This is a genomic window from Allobosea sp. TWI1241 (assembly GCF_039673065.1).
Lineage (GTDB): Bacteria > Pseudomonadota > Alphaproteobacteria > Rhizobiales > Beijerinckiaceae > Allobosea.
On the sequence record NZ_JBDJKW010000009.1, the window covers coordinates 1 to 19471 of the forward strand.

At 69.5% G+C, this 19471-nt stretch carries 21 protein-coding genes and 1 pseudogene; 13 read left to right on the plus strand and 9 right to left on the minus strand.

Annotated features, from left to right (window positions below; all coding sequences use genetic code 11):
• Nucleotides 1-561, plus strand: a 561-nt coding sequence (locus ABE438_RS12790) for a M23 family metallopeptidase (RefSeq protein WP_346503018.1), incomplete at its 5' end; no start/stop codon positions are given.
• A 145-nt stretch (nt 562-706) separates the two neighbouring features.
• On the opposite strand, the gene ABE438_RS12795 is transcribed toward ABE438_RS12790, so the two are convergent.
• Nucleotides 707-1585: an ATP-binding protein gene (locus tag ABE438_RS12795; protein ID WP_346503019.1), complete on the minus strand. Its 879-nt coding sequence runs from the start codon at nt 1583-1585 to the stop codon at nt 707-709.
• 315 nt (nt 1586-1900) lie between these two features.
• On the opposite strand from ABE438_RS12795, the gene yajC reads away from it, so the two are divergent.
• The 5 genes from yajC to ABE438_RS12820 all read left to right on the plus strand — a co-directional run bounded on the left by yajC (nt 1901) and on the right by ABE438_RS12820 (nt 6196).
• Nucleotides 1901-2170: a preprotein translocase subunit YajC gene (yajC, locus tag ABE438_RS12800; protein ID WP_346503187.1), complete on the plus strand. Its 270-nt coding sequence runs from the start codon at nt 1901-1903 to the stop codon at nt 2168-2170.
• 61 nt (nt 2171-2231) lie between these two features.
• Nucleotides 2232-3842 carry a protein translocase subunit SecD gene (gene secD, locus ABE438_RS12805; protein WP_346503020.1) on the plus strand — a complete coding sequence of 537 codons (1611 nt, stop codon included), beginning with the start codon at nt 2232-2234 and terminating at the stop codon, nt 3840-3842.
• A gap of 27 nt (nt 3843-3869) precedes the next feature.
• Nucleotides 3870-4814: a protein translocase subunit SecF gene (gene secF / locus ABE438_RS12810; protein WP_346503021.1), complete on the plus strand. Its 945-nt coding sequence runs from the start codon at nt 3870-3872 to the stop codon at nt 4812-4814.
• Between the two features lie 13 nt (nt 4815-4827).
• Entirely contained in the window at nt 4828-5205 is a 378-nt protein-coding gene (locus ABE438_RS12815) for an Mth938-like domain-containing protein (protein ID WP_346503022.1), read from the plus strand.
• Nucleotides 5206-5308: 103 nt separating this feature from the next.
• The gene (locus tag ABE438_RS12820) at nt 5309-6196 is read left to right on the plus strand and encodes a phytoene/squalene synthase family protein (RefSeq protein WP_346503023.1); all 888 of its coding nucleotides are present in this window, start codon (nt 5309-5311) and stop codon (nt 6194-6196) included.
• Nucleotides 6197-6229: 33 nt separating this feature from the next.
• Here ABE438_RS12820 and ABE438_RS12825 read toward each other — a convergent pair whose 3' ends face one another.
• The 4 genes from ABE438_RS12825 to ABE438_RS12840 form a co-directional block, all read right to left on the minus strand.
• Nucleotides 6230-7540 carry an MFS transporter gene (locus tag ABE438_RS12825; RefSeq protein WP_346503024.1) on the minus strand — a complete coding sequence of 437 codons (1311 nt, stop codon included), beginning with the start codon at nt 7538-7540 and terminating at the stop codon, nt 6230-6232.
• A gap of 290 nt (nt 7541-7830) precedes the next feature.
• Nucleotides 7831-9243: a methylenetetrahydrofolate--tRNA-(uracil(54)-C(5))-methyltransferase (FADH(2)-oxidizing) TrmFO gene (gene trmFO, locus ABE438_RS12830; protein WP_346503025.1), complete on the minus strand. Its 1413-nt coding sequence runs from the start codon at nt 9241-9243 to the stop codon at nt 7831-7833.
• A 183-nt stretch (nt 9244-9426) separates the two neighbouring features.
• On the minus strand, nt 9427-9579 hold the full coding sequence (locus ABE438_RS12835; protein WP_346503026.1) for a DUF1127 domain-containing protein: 153 nt from the start codon (nt 9577-9579) through the stop codon (nt 9427-9429).
• 178 nt (nt 9580-9757) lie between these two features.
• A complete protein-coding gene (locus tag ABE438_RS12840) occupies nt 9758-9979 on the minus strand; it encodes a hypothetical protein (RefSeq protein WP_346503027.1) in 222 nt (73 codons plus the stop codon).
• Here ABE438_RS12840 and ABE438_RS12845 point away from each other — a divergent pair.
• Nucleotides 9978-10631, plus strand: coding sequence for a ceramidase domain-containing protein (locus ABE438_RS12845; RefSeq protein WP_346503028.1), 654 nt, complete (start codon nt 9978-9980; stop codon nt 10629-10631). The genes ABE438_RS12840 and ABE438_RS12845 overlap by 2 nt on opposite strands.
• A gap of 50 nt (nt 10632-10681) precedes the next feature.
• Complete coding sequence (locus ABE438_RS12850; protein ID WP_346503029.1) at nt 10682-11353, plus strand: RraA family protein; 672 nt, start codon at nt 10682-10684, stop codon at nt 11351-11353.
• Nucleotides 11354-11452: 99 nt separating this feature from the next.
• On the opposite strand, the gene ABE438_RS12855 is transcribed toward ABE438_RS12850, so the two are convergent.
• The 4 genes and pseudogenes from ABE438_RS12855 to ABE438_RS20370 all read right to left on the minus strand — a co-directional run.
• A complete protein-coding gene (locus tag ABE438_RS12855) occupies nt 11453-11953 on the minus strand; it encodes an invasion associated locus B family protein (protein WP_346503030.1) in 501 nt (166 codons plus the stop codon).
• A gap of 201 nt (nt 11954-12154) precedes the next feature.
• A complete protein-coding gene (locus tag ABE438_RS12860) occupies nt 12155-12466 on the minus strand; it encodes a c-type cytochrome (protein WP_346503031.1) in 312 nt (103 codons plus the stop codon).
• 95 nt (nt 12467-12561) lie between these two features.
• Entirely contained in the window at nt 12562-13155 is a 594-nt protein-coding gene (locus ABE438_RS12865) for an N-acetyltransferase family protein (RefSeq protein WP_465248613.1), read from the minus strand.
• Between the two features lie 60 nt (nt 13156-13215).
• Nucleotides 13216-13392 (minus strand): annotated as a pseudogene (locus ABE438_RS20370) (YjiS-like domain-containing protein); the annotation flags it as partial.
• 116 nt (nt 13393-13508) lie between these two features.
• Between ABE438_RS20370 and ABE438_RS12870 the strand changes: the two are divergent.
• From ABE438_RS12870 to ABE438_RS12890, 5 genes are all read left to right on the plus strand, one after another.
• A complete protein-coding gene (locus ABE438_RS12870; RefSeq protein ID WP_346503033.1) occupies nt 13509-14411 on the plus strand; it encodes a LysR family transcriptional regulator in 903 nt (300 codons plus the stop codon).
• A 92-nt stretch (nt 14412-14503) separates the two neighbouring features.
• Complete coding sequence (locus tag ABE438_RS12875; RefSeq protein WP_346503034.1) at nt 14504-15787, plus strand: 3-phosphoshikimate 1-carboxyvinyltransferase; 1284 nt, start codon at nt 14504-14506, stop codon at nt 15785-15787.
• Between the two features lie 217 nt (nt 15788-16004).
• Nucleotides 16005-16562 (plus strand): single-stranded DNA-binding protein, encoded by a 558-nt coding sequence (gene ssb, locus ABE438_RS12880; RefSeq protein ID WP_346503035.1) that lies wholly within the window; start codon nt 16005-16007, stop codon nt 16560-16562.
• Nucleotides 16563-17164: 602 nt separating this feature from the next.
• Nucleotides 17165-18280, plus strand: a complete 1116-nt coding sequence (locus tag ABE438_RS12885) for a M20 family metallopeptidase (RefSeq protein WP_346503036.1) — start codon at nt 17165-17167, stop codon at nt 18278-18280.
• A gap of 16 nt (nt 18281-18296) precedes the next feature.
• On the plus strand, nt 18297-19415 hold the full coding sequence (locus tag ABE438_RS12890) for an E22 family MetX-like putative esterase (protein WP_346503037.1): 1119 nt from the start codon (nt 18297-18299) through the stop codon (nt 19413-19415).
• Nucleotides 19416-19471 lie beyond the last annotated feature (56 nt).

Consider the following 19471-nt stretch of genomic DNA (forward strand, 5'->3'; position numbering starts at 1 on the left):
GGCCAGTCGACCAAGGTCGCGGCGCTGCCACCGGCCGAGCAGTCGCAGGCCGCCGCGCCGGCCCGCACGCAGGAGGCCAGGCCGGCCGCGCAGCCGAGCCGCCAGGCCGCGCCCGAGCCGAAGGCCGCCGAGCAGCCCAGGGCCGAGCCGCAGACCACCGCCAGCCTGCCCAAGGCCGAGCCGGCCTCCGCCAATGCCGACTTCCGCTGGCCGGCCCGCGGCCGCGTCATCGCCGGCTTCAACGGCCGCGGCGGCAATGAGGGCATCAACATCGCGGTGCCGGAAGGCACGCCCGTCAAGGCGGCCGAGGGCGGCGTCGTCGCCTATGCCGGCAGCGAGCTCAAGGGCTACGGCAATCTGGTGCTGATCCGCCACCCGAACGGCTACGTCTCGGCCTATGCCCATAATGGCGAGCTGAGCGTGAAGCGCGGCGACGCGGTCAAGCGCGGCCAGGTCGTCGCCCGCTCGGGCCAGAGCGGCAACGTCACCTCGCCGCAGCTGCACTTCGAACTGCGCAAGGGCTCGAATCCGGTCGACCCCATGCCCTATCTCAACAACTGAGCCACCGGTTTCCTTCGGCCGGTATTCGCGAGACCCCGCCGGTCGAGACGAGGCGGGGCGGTCCCAGGACAGGCCGCCCCGCTTTTCCTTTTGCGAAAACGCCCGGCGCGAGCCGGGCGTTTTCCGTTTCGGCGTCTCGTGCGCTTCAGGCGTCGAGCCGCGTCTCCAGGCGGCCGGCCAGGTCCTGGATGTACTGCCAGGCGGTACGGCCCGAGCGCGAGCCGCGCGTCGTCGCCCATTCCAGCGCCTCGCGGCGCAACTGCTCCGGCGCGATGGCCAGGCCGAAATGCGTGACATAGCCGTCGATCATCGCCAGGTACTCGTCCTGGCTGCACTTGTGGAAGCCGAGCCACAGGCCGAACCGGTCCGACAGCGAGACCTTCTCCTCGACCGCCTCGCCGGGATTGATCGAGGTCGAGCGCTCGTTCTCCACCATCTCGCGCGCCAGCAGATGGCGCCGGTTCGAGGTGGCGTAGAACAGCACGTTATCGGGCCGGCCCTCGACGCCGCCGTCCAGCGCCGCCTTCAGCGACTTGTAGGAGGTGTCCTGCCCGTCGAAGGAGAGGTCGTCGCAGAACACGATGGCGCGATGCGAATCGCTGCGCAGCAGGCCCATCAGCGTCGGCAGGCTCTCGATGTCCTCGCGGTGGATCTCGATCAGCTTGAGCGGCAGGGCGCCGGCGGCGAGCCGGGTGTTGGTGTCGGCGTGCACCGCCTTGACCAGCGACGATTTGCCCATGCCGCGCGCGCCCCAGAGCAGGACGTTGTTGGCCGGCAGCCCGCGGGCGAAGCGCTCGGTGTTCTCGGCCAGCGTGTCGCGGACGTGATCGACCCCGCGCAGCAGGCCGATCGCCACACGGTTGACGCGCGCCACGGGCACGAGTTCCTGCGTCGTGGCCTGCCAGACGAAGGCGTCGGCGGCGGTCAAGTCGGGCTTGCTGCGGGCGGGTGGGGCGATGCGCTCGAGCGCGGCGGCGATGCGCAGCAGGGCGTCGAGCGTCTGGTCGGAGGCGAGGTCGGTCATCGCGGGGCTGGGGTCCGGTTGGCTGGATAGTACCGAACGGTACGGTACGCACCATAGACCGCAGGCGGACTGCGAACGCAAGGCCATTGCGCGATGCACGCCGACCCCATAGGTGAGGGGACGCACCGGGCTTGCCCGGCGCTTCCGATTGATTTCATGGCATCGCTGGCTATAGTCCGCGCGATTTTCCGGCCAGGCGATGCTTTTGCCGTGTCTCACGGCCGGCGGCGTTGCGTGCCGCAGGCATAAAGGAGCCTTCCCGTGATCACCCCCGCTTTCGCCCAGGGCGCCGGAGCCGGGACCAACGACATCCTGATGTCGCTGGTTCCCTTCGTCCTGATCTTCATCATCATGTGGTTCCTCATCATCCGGCCGCAGCAGAAGCGGGTGAAGAGCCATCAGGAGATGATCCGCAACGTCCGCCGCGGCGACACGATCGTCCTGGGCGGCGGCATGCTCGCGAAGGTCTCGAAGGTCATCGACGACAACGAGGTCGAGGCGGAGATCGCCGACGGCGTGCGCGTGCGCGTGGTCAAGGGCATGATCCAGGACGTCCGGACCAAGGGCGAGCCGGTCAAGAGCTGATGGCGAGCAGGGCGCGGCGAAAGCCGCGCCCGTTTCCGGCAGGATAAGGCTGTTTACAGAAATGCTTCGGTTCCAGGCCCGCAAGGTCATCCTCGTTGCCCTCGTCCTGCTGTTCGGCTGCGGTCTCGCGGTACCGAACCTGTTCTCGCCCGAAACACGCAAGGCGATCGAGCAGGGCGCTCCCTCCTGGATTCCGCGTTTTCTGCTGCCTATCCACGCGCTGACGCTCGGCCTCGACCTGCAGGGCGGCTCGCATGTCCTGCTCGAGATCGACCGCGCCGACCTTGTTCGCAGCCAGGTGACCCAGCTGCGCGACGATGTGCGCCGCATCCTGCGCGAGGAGCGCGTCGGCCTGCAGGGCGGCATCGGCATGACCGCGCGCGGCGTGCAGCTGCGCGTGCCCGACGCTGCCGAGCGCGCCCGCGTGATGCCGAAGTTCCGCGAGCTGGCGCAGCCGATCGGCACGCTCGGCGCCTTCGGTCCCTCGGGCAACCAGTCGATCGACGTCACCGAGAATCCCGACGGGCTGATCCAGCTCACCGTGACGGAGGCCGGCGCCAATGAGCGCGTCCGCCGCGCCGTCGAGCAGGCCATGGAAGTGCTGCGCCGCCGCGTCGACGCGCTCGGCACCACCGAGCCGAACATCCAGCGCCAGGGCCTCGACCGCATCCTGGTCCAGGTGCCGGGGCTGCAGGATCCGCAGCGCCTCAAGCAGATCCTCGGCGAGACCGCCAAGCTGCAGTTCCGCATGGTGGCCGACCAGAACGCCACCGATGTCGACATGCTACCCTCGCAGGATGCCGGCGGCCAGCCGATCCCGATCAGCCGCCAGGTCATCGTCGAGGGCGAGGATCTGATCGACGCCCAGCCGGCCTTCGACCAGCGCTCGGGCCAGCCGATCGTCAACTTCCGCTTCAACATCCGCGGTGCCCAGCGCTTCGGCCAGGCGACCACCGAGAATCTCGGGCGCCAGCTTGCCATCGTGCTCGACAACAAGGTGATCTCCGCCCCGGTGATCCAGTCGCCGATCACCGGCGGCTCGGGCCAGATCTCGGGCAACTTCACGGTCGAGGCTGTCAACAACCTCGCCATCCTGCTGCGCGCCGGCGCGCTGCCGGCGAAGATGACCATCGTCGAGGAACGCACCGTCGGCCCCGGCCTCGGCCAGGACTCGATCCATGCGGGCAAGATGGCGACGATCATCGCGACCGTGCTCGTCGTGCTCTACATGATCGGCACCTACGGGCTGTTCGGCGTCTTCGCCAGCATGGCGCTGCTCATCCACGTCTGCCTGATCCTCGGGCTCATGTCGCTGCTCGGCGCAACGATGACGTTGCCCGGCATCGCCGGCATCGTGCTGACCATCGGCACGGCGGTCGATTCGAACGTGCTGATCTACGAACGCATGCGCGAGGAGTCGAAGGCGGGACGCTCGCTGATCTCGGCACTCGAGGCCGGCTTCCAGCGCGCCTTCGCCACCATCATCGACTCCAACGTCACCATGCTGATCGCCGCCGTGGCTTTGTTCTCGCTGGGCTCCGGTCCGGTGCGCGGCTTCGCGGTGGTGTTCATCCTCGGCATCCTGACCACGGTCATCACCGCGGTCACCTTCACCCGGATGCTGATCGCGGCCTGGTATCGCTGGGCCAAGCCCAAAGCCCTTCCGTTCTGACGCTGCCAGACAGGCTGGAGACAGAGTATGCGCCTGCTTCGCATCGTTCCGGACAACACCAAGATCCGTTTCGTCGAGAACCGCTGGTGGAGCTATCCGCTCTCCGCGCTCTACTCGATCGTCACGCTCGTGCTGTTCCTCACCGTCGGGCTGAATTTCGGCATCGACTTCCGCGGCGGCACGCTGATCGAGATGCAGATCAAGACCGGGCAGATCGAGATCGCCCAGGTCCGCCAGACCGCCAACAGCCTCGGCTTCGGCGAGGTCGAGGTCCAGGAGTTCGGCAATGCCGGCGAACTCTCCATGCGCTTCGCGCTGCAGCCAGGCGGCGAGCCAGCGCAGCAGCAGGTGGTGGTGCGCTCGCGCGAGGCCTTCCAGGACAAGTACGAGTTCCGCCGCGTCGAGACGGTCGGCCCGCGCGTCTCGGGGGAGCTGGTCCAGGCCGGCACGATCGGCGTCGTCCTCGCGATCGTCGGCGTGCTGATCTATCTCTGGTTCCGCTTCGAGATGCAGCTGGCGCTCGGCGCCATCGTCGGGACCCTGCACGACATCGTGCTGACGGTCGGATTCTTCCTGATCACGCAGCTCGAGTTCAACCTGACCTCGATCGCCGCGATCCTGACCATCATCGGCTATTCGCTGAACGAGACCGTCGTCGTCTTCGACCGGACGCGCGAGCTGCTGCGGCGCTACAAGACCATGCCGATCCCCGAGCTGCTCAACCTCTCGGTCAACACCACCCTGTCGCGCACCGCGATGACGGCGACGACGACCGTGCTCTCGCTGATCGCGCTGGTGATCTTCGGCGGCACCGCCATCGAGGGCTTCGCGCTGGTGATGCTGTTCGGCGTGGTGATCTGCACCTATTCGGCGATGTTCGTCTCGACGCCCGTGCTGCTCTATTTCGACGTGCGCGGCGGCCGCTCGGCCGAGCTGACCGAGGATGTGAAGGAGGCGAAGGCCCGCGTCTGAACGGGCCCTCGCCATGTCGCGCTTCGACGGATTCGTTCCCGGCCGCCATCTGATCGACGCCCTCGGCGGCGGGGGCTTCCGCTTCGCGGAGATGAGCCATCGCGGCTCGATCCTGGCGACACCGGGCGGCGTCCGCATCTGGCCGGTCGCCGCCTTCGCCGATCTGACGCTCGCCAGCCTGCAGCCGGTGCTCGACGAGGCCGCCGAGATCGACTTCCTGATCCTCGGCATCGGCCGCGAGATCGCCTTCCTGCCGCCGGCGCTGCGCGATCCGCTCAAGGCGGCGGGCATCGTCGTCGAGGCGATGGCGACGCCGGCCGCGGCGCGGACCTACAACGTCCTTGTCGCCGAGGAACGGCGGGTGGCGGCGGCGCTGATCGCCATCGACTAAGCGCAATCCCGGCAGGGCGGGGCCGCGCGCGCCGCGTAGCCAAGGCGCCCGGCGCGGCCTAGACTGGCGCGGACCGGCTGCTGCGGCCGGAGCGGAACATGACATGACCACGACCATCGAGGACCGCGCAGGCGCCGCGCCGGGGCCGCTGTCCCAGGCCTATGCGATCTGCACGGCGCTGGTGCGGGAGCATGATCCCGACCGCTACATCGCCTCGCTCTACGCCCCCGAGGCCCTGCGCCCGGGGCTGTTCGCGCTCTACGCCTTCAGCCACGAGATCGCCCGTGTGCGCGAGCAGGTCAGCGAGCCGCTGCCGGGCGAGGTCAGGCTGCAATGGTGGCGCGATGTGCTGGAGGCCGGCGACGCCGCGCCCGCCCAGGGCCATCCGGTGGCGCAGGCGCTGCTCGACACCATCCGCCGCTTCCGCCTGCCGTCGGCGCCGCTCTCGGCGCTGGTCGATGCCCGCGTCTTCGATCTCTACGACGACCCGATGCCCTCGCTCGGCGATCTGGAAGGCTATGCCGGGGAGACCTCGAGTGCGCTGATCCGCCTGGCCTCGCTGGTGCTGGCGCAGGGGCGCGATCCCGGCGGCGCGGCGGCGGCCGGCCATGCCGGCGTCGCCTATGCCGTTGCAGGGCTGATGCGGGCTTTCCCGTGGCATGCGGCGCGCGGGCAGGTCTACCTGCCGGCGGACCTGCTCGCTCGCAACGGCGTGACGCGCGAGGACATCGTGCGCGGCCGCGGCGGCCCGGGGCTGACCTATTCGCTGAAGGAGATGCGGGCGCTGGCCCGCGTGCATCTCGGCAAGCTGCGCGATCTGCGGGCGACGGTGCCGGCGCAGGTGATGCCGGCCTTCCTGCCCGTGGCGCTCGTCGAGCCCTATCTGAAGGCGATGGAGCGCGGCGGCTACGATCCATACCGGACGATCGTCACGCTCTCGCCGATGCGCCGGCAATGGACGCTGTGGCGCGCCGAGCGCGCCCGCCGCTGAGGCAGGGCGCGCGCGGCGCGGAGGGCCTGATCGTCAGGCGTGGACCGAGCGGTTCCGGATCACCAGCACCGCGATGATCGTCATGGCGCAGCAGGCCATCAGATAGGCCGCGACATAGGTCGGGCGGCCGTCGGCGGCACCGACCAGCGCCTGCGCGATCAGCGGCGTCGGGCCGGCGATCAGCACGCCGTTGAGTTCGCGCGACATCGCCAGCCCCGAGAAGCGGTAGCGCGTCGGGAACAGGTTCGCCAGGAAGGCGCCCTGCGCACCCGCCATCGCGCCGAAGCCGATGCCGTAGCCCAGCGCGATGCCGAGCGTCGACCAGACCAGGCTGCCGGTGTCGAACATCCAGAACAGCGGATAGGCCAGCAGCATCACGAACAGCGCGCCGCCCATATAGACCTTGGCGCTGCCGATCTTGTCGGCCAGGTTGCCGAGCACCGGCACGCCGGCGATGCCGAACAGCGAGCCGATGGTCACGGCGATCAGGCCGTCGGTGCGGGCCATGCCGACCGTATTGGTCATATAGCTCAGCGAGAACGCGCTCAGGATGTAGGCGTTGGCGTTGTGGCCGGTGACCGACAGGAAGCCGAACAGCACTTCCTTGGGGCTGTTGCGGAACAGCTCGCCGATTGGCACCTGCTGCTCGTGCCGCTTTGCTTCGGCGCGAGCCATGGCCTCGACATATTCCGGCGTCTCGTCGAGATGCTTGCGGATGTAGAGCGCCACGAAGAACAGCGCGCCCGACATCAGGAACGGCACGCGCCAGGCCCAGCCGAGCAGGATCTCTTCCGGCAGGTAGGAGATCACCAGGAAGGAGAGCGTGGCCAGCATGATGCCGACCAGCGTCGCCGCATTGGGCAGGCCGGTATAGAAGGCGCGCCGGTTGGCAGGGGCGTATTCGGCGACCAGCACGATGGCGCCCGCCAGCTCCGCGCCGGCACCGAAGCCCTGCACCAGGCGCATCAGCACGAGCAGGACGGGGGCGGCGAGGCCGATGGTGGCATAGGTCGGTAGCAAACCCATGCCGACGGTGGCGATGCCCATCAGCAGGATGGTGAGGATCAGCGCAGGCTTGCGGCCGAACTTGTCGCCGATATGCGAGATCACGATCCCGCCGAGCGGGCGCGCGAAATAGCCCACGGCGAAGGTCGCGAAGGCGGCCAGAAGGCCGGTCGCCGGCGAGAGGTTCGGGAAGAACAGTTTGTTGATGATCAGGCCCGACGCCGCGCCGTAGAGCGCGTAGTCGTACCACTCGATCACCGTCCCGACCGTCGCCGCAGTTACGGCCTTGCGAATGTTCGCGTCGCTCGCCTGCGGGCGCGCGCTATGCGTCTCTGACATTGGAACAAGCGTCTCCAGTCCCACGGTTGCGTTGAACGCGGGACATAGGCCGCCGACGCGGAGAACGCCATGTTTCTGCCACAAGGCCGACATGCGGCCCGAGGTCGCTTCCGCAGCGGCATCGACATGGTTCCGCCCCGGTTTATCGTCGCGCCGGCGCCCGGCGATAGCGCTGCGATTACAATGCGCTGCCCGATTTTCCGGAATCGAATCGGGATGAGGCGCGCTGCGACGGACACGCGCGGGGGCGGCCTGCCGCCGCACCGCGCTTTTGATGTGGATGCCGCCGCTCAGGCCGCGGCGGGGCCGGCGTGGGCGGCGATCCAGCCGTCGAGGTCGACCTTGGCGCGCGCGGTCAGCGCCTGCTTGCGCGCGAGACTCTTCGCCGGGCCCTTGAGGCGCTTGCCGTCCGGCCCGGTGGTGATCGCGACGTCGGGATGCGGGAACAGGCCGAAGTTGATGTTCATCGGCTGGAAGGAGCGCGGGCCCTCGTCGATCGTGACGATGTGGCCGCCGGTGATGTGGTTCACCAGCGCGCCGAGCGCCGTGGTGGCGGGCGGCAGCGGCAGCGCCCGGCCGAGGCGCTCGGCCGCGGCGAGGCGCCCGACCAGCAGCCCGATCGCCGAGCTTTCGACATAGCCCTCGCAGCCGGTGATCTGGCCGGCGAAGCGCAGGCGCGGATCCGCCTTCAGCCGCAGCTCGGCGTCGAGCAGGCGCGGCGAATTGAGATAGGTGTTGCGGTGGATGCCGCCGAGCCGGGCGAACTCGGCGTTCTGAAGCCCCGGAATCATCCGGAAGATCGCGGCCTGCTCGCCATATTTCAGCTTGGTCTGGAAGCCGGTCATGTTGAACAGCGTGCCCAGCGCATTGTCCTGCCGCAGCTGGACGACGGCGTAGGCCTTCACTGTGGGGTTGTGCTTGTTGGTCAGGCCGACCGGCTTCATCGGTCCCCAGCGCAGGGTCTCGCGGCCCCGTTCCGCCATCACCTCGATCGGCAGGCAGCCGTCGAAATAGGGCGTGCCCTCCCACTCCTTGAACTCGGTCTTCTCGGCGGCGAGCAGCGCGTCGATGAAGGCCTCGTACTGCTCGCGGTCGAGCGGGCAGTTGATGTAGTCGGCGCCGGTGCCGCCCGGGCCTGCCTTGTCGTAGCGCGACTGGAACCAGGCGGTGTCCATGTCGATCGAATCGAAATGCACGATCGGCGCGATGGCGTCGAAGAAGGCGAGGGCGCCTTCGCCGGTGAGCGAGCCGATTCCCTCCGCCAGGGCCGGGGAGGTCAGCGGGCCGGTGGCGACGATGACCTTGTCCCACTCGGCCGGCGGCAGGCCGGCGACCTCGCCGCGCGCGATGGTGACGTTGGGATGGGCCTCGAGCGCTGCGGTGACCGCGGACGAGAACCCGTCGCGGTCGACCGCCAATGCGCCGCCGGCGGGCACCTGATGCGCGTCGCCCTTCGCCATGATCAGCGAGCCGAGCCGGCGCATCTCCCAATGGAGCTGCCCGACCGCGTTGGACGAGGCGTCGTCGGAGCGGAAGGAGTTGGAGCAGACCAGCTCCGCCAGCCCATCGGTCTTGTGGGCCTCGGTGCCGCGCTGCGGGCGCATCTCGTGCAGGATGACGGGAACGCCGGCCTCGGCGATCTGCCAGGCGGCTTCGGAGCCGGCGAGGCCGCCGCCGACGACGTGAACGGGTGCGATTGTCATCCGGGCGATGTGTCCGTGAAGCCCGGCGAGGTCAAGGGGCGCGCGGCGCGAAGCCGGCCCGAAACGCAAAATGCCCGCTCGAAAGCGGGCATTCGCTCATCGACCGACCCCCGAGGGGAGGAGGAAAGGGGCCGGGAGAAGTCGTCACCGGGTGCGGCGGCACCCGAATATCAGGCCGTCGCCTCAGGCGGCGTGGGCGCGCGCCACGTACTGGATCTCCGAGCGCGACAGGCCGAGGTCGTCGAGCTCGCGATCCGACAGGCGGGACAGCTCGCGGACGGTCTCGCGATAGCGGAGATAGGCGCGGATCTTGGCAGCGATCATGGTGAGGAACATCGTGAAATCTCCTTTCGATTGCAGGGCGTTGGCCCCGTCAGCGATGAATTCGTTGTGCACTGCATATAGAGAAGGCGCGCTGCAAAATGGAGGGGCATGATGGCGGTTCCGTTATGCGTCTTGCGCATGCTGAATTCACAGCTTGGCCGAAATTCCGGCTCTGACCCGCGCAGGGCGCTTAACGCATGCGTCTGAATTGTGAATTCGCTGCCTGATTTCGCGCCATGTCGCGCGCCGCCGGCGGATAAACTCCAAAGGTGCCGCCAAAATAGGCGAAAACACCTGCTTCGCCATCCGTGTTGCGGTGCAAAACAGAACGCTTGCGATCTTTCGGCGCAGGATTTCGTTTACCATCCGCGCCGGTCGCCCTTGATCGGACGCGGCGGGAACGGGCGGGCATGGCGATCTCCTCCTATTGCGAGCGGCTGGACTTGGCCTTCTGGGCGGAGCCGCTGAACGCGGTGACCAACGCCGCCTTCCTCCTCGCCGGCCTCGCCGCGCTCCGGCTGATCCGGCGCGATCGGCCGGCGGATCGCGCGCTTCTGGGGCTCTCGGCGCTCGTCATGCTGATCGGCGTCGGCTCGTTCCTGTTCCACACCGTGCCGGCCCGCTGGAGCCTGCTGGCCGATGTCGTGCCGATCCAGCTTTTCGCCGTCTGCTATGTCGGCCTGGCCCTGCGGCGCATGCTCGGCCTGTCGCCGCGCGCCGCGCTGGCGGGCAGCGTCCTCTTCCTTGCGGCCTGTCTCGGGCTCGCTGCCGTGCTCGCGCCGGTCCTGCCGCCGCCGATTCGCGGCGCTGCCGGCTATGCCGGTTTTCTCGCAGGCCTGTTCGGCATGGCGCTGGCGGTGTCGCTGAGGGGCGTGCGGGTAACGGCGCGACACCTCGCGCTCTGCGGCGCCGTCTTCATGCTGTCGCTCGGCTTCCGTTCTCTCGACGGGGCGCTCTGCGCCCAATGGCCGGCCGGGCTGCACTGGGCCTGGCACCTGCTCAACGGCCTGGTGCTCTATCTCCTGCTGCGCACGGCCGCCCTCCATGCGCGCAGCGCGGCTTGACCTAGCGTCGCCTGGCCGGAAAGCTCCTCGAAACCACGGAGGAGACGCCTATGACCACCCCGAGCGCGCTGGATCTGTCGGATCTGAAGTCGCGGCTGTACTCGGCCGTCCTGTCGGACGTGCTCGACGAACTCGGCTATCCGAACCAGGCGGTGAAGCCCTTCGTGCGGCCGCTCGACGAAGCGGTCGTGCTCTGCGGCTTCGCCCGTACCGGGCTCTACATGAAGCGCTACGAAGTGCCGGCTGGCCGCAACCCCTACGAGCTCGAGATGGACCTGATCGACAGCCTGAAGCCGGGCGAGATCGCTGTGCTGGCCTGCGACGGCCCGACCGACCGCATCGCGCCCTGGGGCGAGTTGCTGACCACTGCGGCGATGGTGCGCGGCGCCGCCGGCTGCCTGACCGACGGGCTGGTGCGCGATGTGCGCCGCATCCGCGATGTCGGCTTCCCGCTCTTCCATGGCGGTATCGGCCCGCTGGATTCCAAGGGGCGCGGCGAGATGATGGCGGCCGACGAGCCGGTCGAGATCGGCGGCGCCCGCGTCGAGCCGGGCGACTTCATCTTCGGCGATGCCGATGGCGTGGTGATCGCGCCGAATGCGGTGGCGGAGGAGGCGATCCGGCGCGCGCTCGCCAAGATCGAGGCCGAGGACAGCACACGCGACGAACTGGCGGCCGGAGCGACGCTGCGCGAGGTCTTCGCGCGCCATGGCGTGCTCTGAGGCCCGGCGAGACGCCAACGAAAAGGGCCGGCAGTGCGCGCGCTGCCGGCCCTTCACATCTCGATAGTCAGGCGCGTTTCCGGCCCGCCCGCGCAGCCCTCAGCTGCATTGCCCGAGCAGGCGCGACGCCGCGGTCACCCCCGTCAGCGAGAACGTATAGCTCGTCGGATTGCCGCGCGCCGAGCGCGCCTCCAGCACCATCTCGTTGCCGCCGCGCATCGCCGCGAGCAGCTCCGGCTCGCGCTCCAGCCGCTGCAGCCAGGCGTTCCGACCGGACGTCATCATCTGGAAGGTGGCGTCGCCGATGGTGATCCGCACCGGGGAATCCTTGGCGAAATCATAGCCCGTCTGGAAGCTGGATTCGGTCCCGTTCGAAGCGCCTTCGCCGGTCTGCACGAAGAAGAAGACATCGCCATGGTTCAGCCGCTCAGGTCTCTCCGCGACGGGCGAGCTGGAGATGTAGCAACGCTGAGAGTTGCCGTTGGCATAGGCCGCGGCGGACCAATTTCCGAACTGCCCGAGCGGCTTGGCAGCGCTGGCCTGAGCTGCGCTGTGGCCCAGAAGAACGGTGCAGGTCACGGCGATCGCCAGTCTGATCATCGTTGTATCTCCTTTCTACTGGGTCAGGGATGAAAGGTGGGGCTTAACGAGGCGTAAACAAGTTCCGATAAATGCGTGCGACGACAGCGCGCAGCGGCCGCTGTCCCCAGTCCGGACGGCGGCTTTTCCACATGCGGATGCGGCGCGCCTCGTGCCGGGACGAGGCGCGTTTTCAGAGGAAATGGTGGCGGTTCTGGAAGGTCAGCGCGGCAGCGAGGCGTAATAGGCGGCGATGGCCGCGATCTCGTCTTCCGACATATGGCGCGACATGTAGCGCATTTCCTTGTGCGGCCGCTTGCCCGCCCGGAACGCCATCATCTGGTTGAGCAGATAGCGCTCGTTCTGGCCGGCGAGATGCGGCACCTCGGCGTCCGGCGCGATGCCGTCGACGCCGTGGCAATAGATGCACTGCTCGATCGGCGCACTCTTCTGCGCGGCTTTCGGCGCGGCCTGCGCGATGGGCGCCAGGACCGTCAGCCCGAGCGCGACGGCGGCCATATGCCAGAGCTTCACGAGGAGCCTCCCGAGGTGCCTTCTATGGAATCGGTCGCAACTCTAGGAGCAGGCCGGCGCGAACGGAACCGCGAGACGGGCAGGGGGCGCCCGCCTCAGCCACGCGGGGCGGGATACGTGTCGGGCGGGGTGCCGTCGCCCGTGCCGAGCGCGCGCTGCATCAGGACGCTGTCGACCCAGCGGCCGAACTTGAAGCCGACCGCGCGCAGCGTGCCGACCGTCTCGAAGCCGAGGGCGCGGTGCAGGCCGATCGAGCCGGCATTGCCGCTGTCGCCGATGACGGCGAGCATCTGCCGCCACGGACCGGCCTCGCAGCGGGCGATCAGGGCCGAGAGTAGCGCCCGGCCGATGCCGCGGCCGGCATTGCCGTCCGCCACATAGACCGAGTCCTCGATGGTGTGGCGATAAGCCGGGCGCGGGCGATAGCTGCCGGCACAGCAATAGCCGACGATCGCGCCGTCCTGCTCGGCCGCGAGATAGGGCAACCCCTGCGCCAGCACGGAACCGCGGCGCGCCAGCATCTCGTCGAGGGAGGGAACCGCCTCCTCGAAGCTCGCCAGCCCATGCAGCACGTGATGCGCGTAGATCGCGCGGATCGCCGCCATGTCGGCCGGCAGCGCGTCGCGCACGATGAGGGCGCCGTCCGGAGCATGCGTCATGGCCGGGGGCGTGAAGGAGGCGTTCGTCATGGGCGAGCTTTCGCTGAAGGGTTCGCAGTTGGCCAGCAGGACCGGGCGGAAGCCGCTGCGGCGGAGCCCGATATCGGCGAGCAGGTGGTCGTCGAGGGCGCGCAGGCTCCGTATCTGCTGGAGATGGGAAGCCTGCGAGCCGGCGAGATAATCGCTCAGTTCGCGCCAGGTCGCCCATGCTGGCCAGCTCGCCCATGCGGGCAAGGTCGCCCATGCTGGCAAGCGCGTTCGGGACATTCGCTCGGGCCTTTCACGGCCGCCGGGATGGCGGCTTGGTCGCCCCGATGATTGCGTCCGGCGATGTCATAAGTGAATATTCTGCTCGTGATGCGGAGCATAAGGAATTCCTTGGCATGCGCGGTTTCAGCCTCGACCAGCTCGACAGCTTTCGTGAGGTGATCGCGCTCGGCAGCTTCTCGGCCGCGGCCGAGCGCCTCGGCCTCAGCCAGCCGGCGGTAAGCCAGCAGGTGCGCGAACTGGAGCGCCGGCTCGGCACCGCTCTCGTCGAGCGCGTCGGTCGGCGAGCTAGGCCGACGGCGGCGGGCGCGGCCCTGCTCGGCCATGGCGAGCGCATCGCGGCCGAGGTGGATGCGGCGCTCGAGGCGATGGCGCGCCATGCCGAGGGCCGGCTGGGGCGGGTGCGCATCGGCACCGGCGCCACCGCCTGCATCTTCCTGCTTCCGCCGGTGCTCAAGGATCTGCGCCGCCGCTTTCCGACGCTGGAGATCACGGTGACGACCGGCAACACCGCCGAAATGGTCCGCGCGGTCGAGGAGAACCTGCTCGACATCGGGCTGGTCTCGCTGCCCGCGGCCGGCCGCAGCCTTGCCGTCACTCCGCTGCTCGAGGACGCGTTCATGGCCGTCGCCCCGCCGGAGACGGACCTGCCGGACGAGGTCGCCGCCGCCGATCTCGCCCGCATGCCGGTGCTGCTCTTCGAGCCGGGCGGCAACACCCGGCGGATCGCCGACGCCTGGTTCGCCGAGGCCGGCGTGGCCCTGCGGCCGGTGATGTCGCTCGGCAGCGTCGAGGCGATCAAGGGGCTGGTCGGCGCCGGGCTCGGTTGCGCCGTGCTGCCGGGGCTCGCGGTGCGCGACGCCGCGGCGCGCGGCACGCTGATGGTCCGCCCGCTGGCGCCGCGGCTGCACCGCACGCTGGCGCTCGTGCTGCGCAAGGACAAGCCGCTGCATCTCGGCCTGCGCGAGACCTTGCGCTCGCTGCGCGCACTCGGCACGCCGGCGGAGGAGGGCGCCTGAGCCCGGCTGCGGCGGGGCGCGCGCTTCCGCTTCCCGGCTGCAGCCGCTAAGAGCCTCGCCGAGACAGCCCGAACCGCGAGAGCGAGCCTGCCATGCGAGACGCGGACATCCGCACCCTGACGATCATCCCGCCGGCGGGCCCGCTGCATGGCAAGGTGACGCCGCCCGGCTCGAAGTCGATCACCAACCGCGCTCTGCTGGTCGCGGCGCTGGCCAAGGGCACGAGCCGGCTGTCTGGCGCGCTGAAGAGCGACGACACGCTCTATATGGCGCAGGCCCTGCGGCAGATGGGCGTCGGCGTCGAGGAGCCGGATGCCACCAGTTTCGTCGTCACCGGCAGCGGCCGGCTCGCCGCGCCGGCGGAGCCGCTCTTCCTCGGCAATGCCGGCACCGCGACCCGCTTCCTCACAGCCGCCGCCGCGCTGGTCGACGGGCGAGTGGTCGTCGACGGCGACCAGCACATGCGCAAGCGGCCGATCGCGCCGCTGGTCGAGGCGCTGCGCACGCTCGGCGTCGCGGTCGAGGCGCCGAGCGGCTGCCCGCCGGTCACCGTCACGGGCGAGGGCGGCTTCGCGGGCGGCCGGGTCGAGGTCGATGCCGGGCTCTCCAGCCAGTATGTCTCGGCGCTGCTTATGGCCGCTTCCTGCGCGCGCGGGCCGGTCGATGTCGCGCTGACGGGGCTGGGCACTGACGGCGTCATCGGCGCGCGCGGCTATGTCGACCTGACGCTGGCGACCATGCGCGCCTTCGGGGCGCAGGTGACGCAGCCGGACGCGACAAGCTGGCGCATCGCGCCGACCGGCTATGTCGCCACCGATTACCTGATCGAGCCCGACGCCTCGGCCGCGACCTATCTCTGGGCCGCCGAGGTGCTGACCGGCGGCGCGATCGATCTCGGCGTGCCGGCCTCCGCCTTCACCCAGCCCGACGCCCGTGCGCATGCGCTGATCTCGGCCTTCCCGAACCTGCCGGCCGAAATCGACGGCGCGCAGATGCAGGATGCGATCCCGACGCTCGCCGTGCTCGCCGCCTTCAACCGCACGCCGGTGCGCTTCACCGGCATCGCCAATCTGCGCGTCAAGGAATGCGACCGCGTCGCCGCGCTGGCGCAGGGCCTCTCGCGCATCCGCCCCGGTCTCGGCGCGGAGGAGGGCGACGATCTGCTCGTCGCCGCCGATCCCGCCTTGGCCGGTCAGGTGCTGCCGGCCCGGATCGATACCTTCGCCGACCATCGCATCGCGATGAGCTTCGCGCTCGCCGGCCTGCGCATCGGCGGCATCACGATCGAGGACCCGGCCTGCGTCGGCAAGACCTATCCGGACTATTGGCGCGCGCTCGGCTCGCTCGGCGTGCGATTCGAGGGCGAGGTGCCCTGACGGCCGTCGCGACGCGCCGCGCTCCCCGGCGAGGGGCGGGGCGCGCCGGGCCTGAGCGCTCCTGCGCTCAAGGCGTCCGCCAGACTCTCGGGGACAACTGACACTTGATGTCTGGAACAAAATAAGAACATCGTTGATTGCGGCTTAAGGAACCGTTAAGGTCCGGGATCGGTCATCGGCCGGTATCGAGTTCAGTGCGCAGGAAACGGAGCCGTTCATGGCCGGTAGCGTCAACAAGGTGATCATCGTCGGCAATCTCGGGCGCGATCCCGAGGTGCGGCGTCTCGGCAGCGGCGAGCCGGTCGTCAACCTGCGCATCGCCACCTCGGAAACCTGGCGCGACAAGCAGTCGGGCGAGCGCAAGGAGCGCACCGAGTGGCACTCCGTGGTGATCTTCAACGAGAACCTCGCCAAGGTCGCCGAGCAGTATCTGCGCAAGGGCTCGAAGGTCTATATCGAGGGCCAGCTGCAGACCCGCAAATGGCAGGACCAGCAGGGCGTCGAGAAGTACACCACCGAGATCGTGCTGCAGCGCTTCCGCGGTGAGCTGACCATTCTCGACAGCCGCGGCCAGGGCGGTTCCGACGAGTACGGCGCCGGCGGCGGTGGTGGCGGCTATGGCGACGAGGGCGGCGGTTCCTCCTTCGGCCGGTCCAGCCCGATGGGTGGTGGCGGCGGCTCGCGCCAGCCGGCCATGAGCGGCGGCGGCAGTGGCGGCGGTGGTTCCTCGCGCTCCTCCTCCTCCTCGCATCTCGACGACGACATCCCGTTCTAGGCCGCACGACGGCGCGAACCGGTCTGAGCGATGGCAGGCCATCGAGCGACAGGGCGGTCGCGCCGCGCTGCTCGCCTTGGGCAGCCCGCGCCTCGACCGGCCTGCTCTTCGCCGGTCGCCAGGGGCTCTCCGTCGTGGTGGTGCTGCGGGAGATCGAGGCGTAGCCGGTCGGCTACGGCGAGAACCGCCGTTTGCCGGGTGGCCGCTGCCGGGTTGTCGCTATCGCGCCTTCGCGCTGGCATGCGGCGCGCGTGATGTCCTGGAACGGAGCGCCTCGCTCCTGCTGAAGCTGCGCGTCGACGGACCCGGCATTGCCTGTCGCTTTGAAAGCGCGCGGCTGCCGGGGTCGGCCTTCAGCTCGCGCTTGCCGGTCTTGGCGATCCGCTGAAGGCGGATTCGTCGGCGGCCGGGTTCCTGTTCCCGCCTTCCGAATTGCGCTTTGCGGTGCACGGCGCGCTGTCGCGGAGTGTGATTGGAATGCTCGTTCCGGCGGGGCGATGTCTCCGCGGACCCGCGCATCGCATGCATGGCCTTCACGCATGGCCCTCCTGCGTCGCGGGCTCCTTTCTACCGCCATGCTTTGCGGCGATGCTGGCGCCATCATGACACTGCAAGATCCCACCGCCTCGGCACTCGCCGTCTGGACCGCCCTCGAAAGCCCCACCCACCATCCCGCCGGCGTCAACGGTATGATGGACCTCGTCGCGAAGGAGGTCGAAGGCCTGCCGATCGCGGTCGAGCGCGTGCCGGGCCGCGACGGTCTCGGCGACCATCTCGTCCTGCGCGCCGGCCTCGCCAATGGCGAGAAGGCCGTCTCCGTGATGTCGCATCTCGATACGGTTCACCCGGTCGGGACCAGCGCCAGGGACCTGCCCGTGCGCATCGAGGGCGACCGCCTCTACGGCCCCGGCATCTACGACATGAAGGGCGGCGCCTGGCTGGCGCTCCAGGCCTTCAAGGACGTGGCGCGGGCCGGCACGGCGCGGCGCCCGATGATCTTCCTGTTCACCGCCGACGAGGAGATCGGCTCGCCGAGCTCGCGCGGGCTGATCGAGGCGATCGGCCGCGAGTCGATGGCGGTGCTGGTCACCGAGCCGGCGCGCGAGGGCGGCCGCATCGTCACCGCCCGCAAGGGCGTCGGCCGCTTCGAGGTCAAGGTCGAGGGGCGCCCGGCCCATTCCGGCTCGCGCCATCAGGACGGCCGCAACGCCATCCGCGAGGCGGCGCACCAGATCCTCGCCGTCGAGGGCATGACCGACTACGCCCGCGGCATCACCACCACGGTGGCGATGGTCGGCGGCGGCACGGCCGCCAATGTCGTACCGCAGCACGCCTGGTTCAGCGTCGATTGCCGCGTGACCTCGGCGGCCGACGGCGCGGCCATGGAGCAGCGCATCCTCGGCCTGACGCCGCACGGGCCCGATGTCCGCCTGACGGTGACCGGCGGCATGAACCGCCCGCCCTATGAGAAGACGCCCGATGTCGCGGCGCTCTACGAGCAGGCGCGCGCGGTCGCGGCCGGGATCGGCTTCGACCTGCAGGACTGCCCGATGACCGGCGGCGGCTCCGACGGCAATTTCACCGCCGCGCTCGGCGTGCCGACACTGGACGGGCTCGGCATCGACGGCGACGGCGCCCACACCTTGCAGGAATACGGGCTGCTCTCGTCGATCGCGCCGCGCCGGGCCGTGATCAAGGGCCTGCTCGAGACGCTCTGAGGCGAGGCGGCTGACGATGGCGCAGGAACCGCTGGTCGAGAAGCGCGTCTTCCAGCTGCCCCGTTTCACCACGCAAAGCGGGCGGACGCTGAAAGACGTCCGCATCGGCTGGGAAAGCTATGGCCGGCTCAACGCCGACAAGTCGAACGCCGTCCTGATCTGCCATTTCTTCTCCGGCACCTCGCACGCAGCCGGCCGCTATGCCGCCTCCGACGCCGAGGCTGGCTATTGGGACGCGATCATCGGCCCCGGCAAGGCGATCGACACCGACCGCTGGTTCGTCCTGTCCTCGGACACGCTGGTGAACCTCAACACCGGCGATCCGCGGGTGACCACGACGGGGCCGGCCTCGCTCGACCCCGAGACTGGCCGTGCCTACGGGCCGGATTTCCCGGTCGTGACCATCGCCGATTTCGTCGCGGTCCAGAAGGCGCTGGTCGAGAGCCTCGGCATCACGCGCCTCGCCATGGTCGCCGGTCCCTCCATGGGCTCGCTGCAGACCTATGAATGGGCGGTGAGCCATCCCGAGATGGTCGGCAAGGCGATGGCGGTGATCGGCGCCGCCGAGGCCGATGCGCAGCTGATCGGCTGGCTCGACGTCTGGTCGGCGCCGATCCGCCTCGATCCGAACTGGAACGGCGGCGCCTATTACGACGGCGCCCCGCCGGAGGCCGGTCTCGCCCGCGCGCTGACCGCGATGACGCTGCAGGCCAATCACGGCGACTGGGTCAATGCGACCTTCGGCCGGCGCCCGGCTGTCGAGGGCACCGATCCGGCCTCGGCGCTGTCGGCGCGCTTCCAGGTCCAGAGCGTGCTCGACAATGCCGGCGAGCTGCGCGCCCGGCTCTGCGACGCCAACCATTTCCTCTATCTCGCCAAGGCCAACCAGCTCTTCGTCGCCGGCGGCCGCTCGCTGGAGGATGCGATGCAGCGCCTGCGCGCACCCCTGCTGGTGATCAGCCATCCGCGCGACCTCGTCTTTCCCGAGGCGATGGTGCTGCGCACCGTCGAGGCGGCGCGCGCCGCCGGGCGCGTGGTCACTCATCTCAACATCGAGGGCAAGCGCGGCCATCTGGACGGGGTGATGTCGATGAAGCAGGCTGAAGGCGCGATCCGGGCCTTCCTCGAGGGCTGATCACGGCCGAAACCCGGCGCCGGCGGTGGACAAGCGCCCGGCGGGCGGCTATCGCC

Coding starts and splice junctions, on each gene's coding strand:
- secD (WP_346503020.1), top strand. CDS start 2,232: ATGCTTCGGTTCCAGGCCCGCAAGGTCATCCTCGTTGCCCTCGTCCTG.
- ABE438_RS12840 (WP_346503027.1), bottom strand. CDS start 9,979: ATGCCCGCCCGTTCCCGCCGCGTCCGATCAAGGGCGACCGGCGCGGAT.
- ABE438_RS12815 (WP_346503022.1), top strand. CDS start 4,828: ATGTCGCGCTTCGACGGATTCGTTCCCGGCCGCCATCTGATCGACGCC.
- ABE438_RS12845 (WP_346503028.1), top strand. CDS start 9,978: ATGGCGATCTCCTCCTATTGCGAGCGGCTGGACTTGGCCTTCTGGGCG.
- ABE438_RS12855 (WP_346503030.1), bottom strand. CDS start 11,953: ATGATCAGACTGGCGATCGCCGTGACCTGCACCGTTCTTCTGGGCCAC.
- ABE438_RS12890 (WP_346503037.1), top strand. CDS start 18,297: ATGGCGCAGGAACCGCTGGTCGAGAAGCGCGTCTTCCAGCTGCCCCGT.
- ABE438_RS12795 (WP_346503019.1), bottom strand. CDS start 1,585: ATGACCGACCTCGCCTCCGACCAGACGCTCGACGCCCTGCTGCGCATC.
- ABE438_RS12870 (WP_346503033.1), top strand. CDS start 13,509: ATGCGCGGTTTCAGCCTCGACCAGCTCGACAGCTTTCGTGAGGTGATC.
- trmFO (WP_346503025.1), bottom strand. CDS start 9,243: ATGACAATCGCACCCGTTCACGTCGTCGGCGGCGGCCTCGCCGGCTCC.
- ABE438_RS12865 (WP_465248613.1), bottom strand. CDS start 13,155: ATGACGAACGCCTCCTTCACGCCCCCGGCCATGACGCATGCTCCGGAC.
- ABE438_RS12835 (WP_346503026.1), bottom strand. CDS start 9,579: ATGTTCCTCACCATGATCGCTGCCAAGATCCGCGCCTATCTCCGCTAT.
- ABE438_RS12820 (WP_346503023.1), top strand. CDS start 5,309: ATGACCACGACCATCGAGGACCGCGCAGGCGCCGCGCCGGGGCCGCTG.
- secF (WP_346503021.1), top strand. CDS start 3,870: ATGCGCCTGCTTCGCATCGTTCCGGACAACACCAAGATCCGTTTCGTC.
- ABE438_RS12885 (WP_346503036.1), top strand. CDS start 17,165: ATGACACTGCAAGATCCCACCGCCTCGGCACTCGCCGTCTGGACCGCC.
- yajC (WP_346503187.1), top strand. CDS start 1,901: ATGTCGCTGGTTCCCTTCGTCCTGATCTTCATCATCATGTGGTTCCTC.
- ABE438_RS12875 (WP_346503034.1), top strand. CDS start 14,504: ATGCGAGACGCGGACATCCGCACCCTGACGATCATCCCGCCGGCGGGC.
- ssb (WP_346503035.1), top strand. CDS start 16,005: ATGGCCGGTAGCGTCAACAAGGTGATCATCGTCGGCAATCTCGGGCGC.
- ABE438_RS12850 (WP_346503029.1), top strand. CDS start 10,682: ATGACCACCCCGAGCGCGCTGGATCTGTCGGATCTGAAGTCGCGGCTG.
- ABE438_RS12825 (WP_346503024.1), bottom strand. CDS start 7,540: ATGTCAGAGACGCATAGCGCGCGCCCGCAGGCGAGCGACGCGAACATT.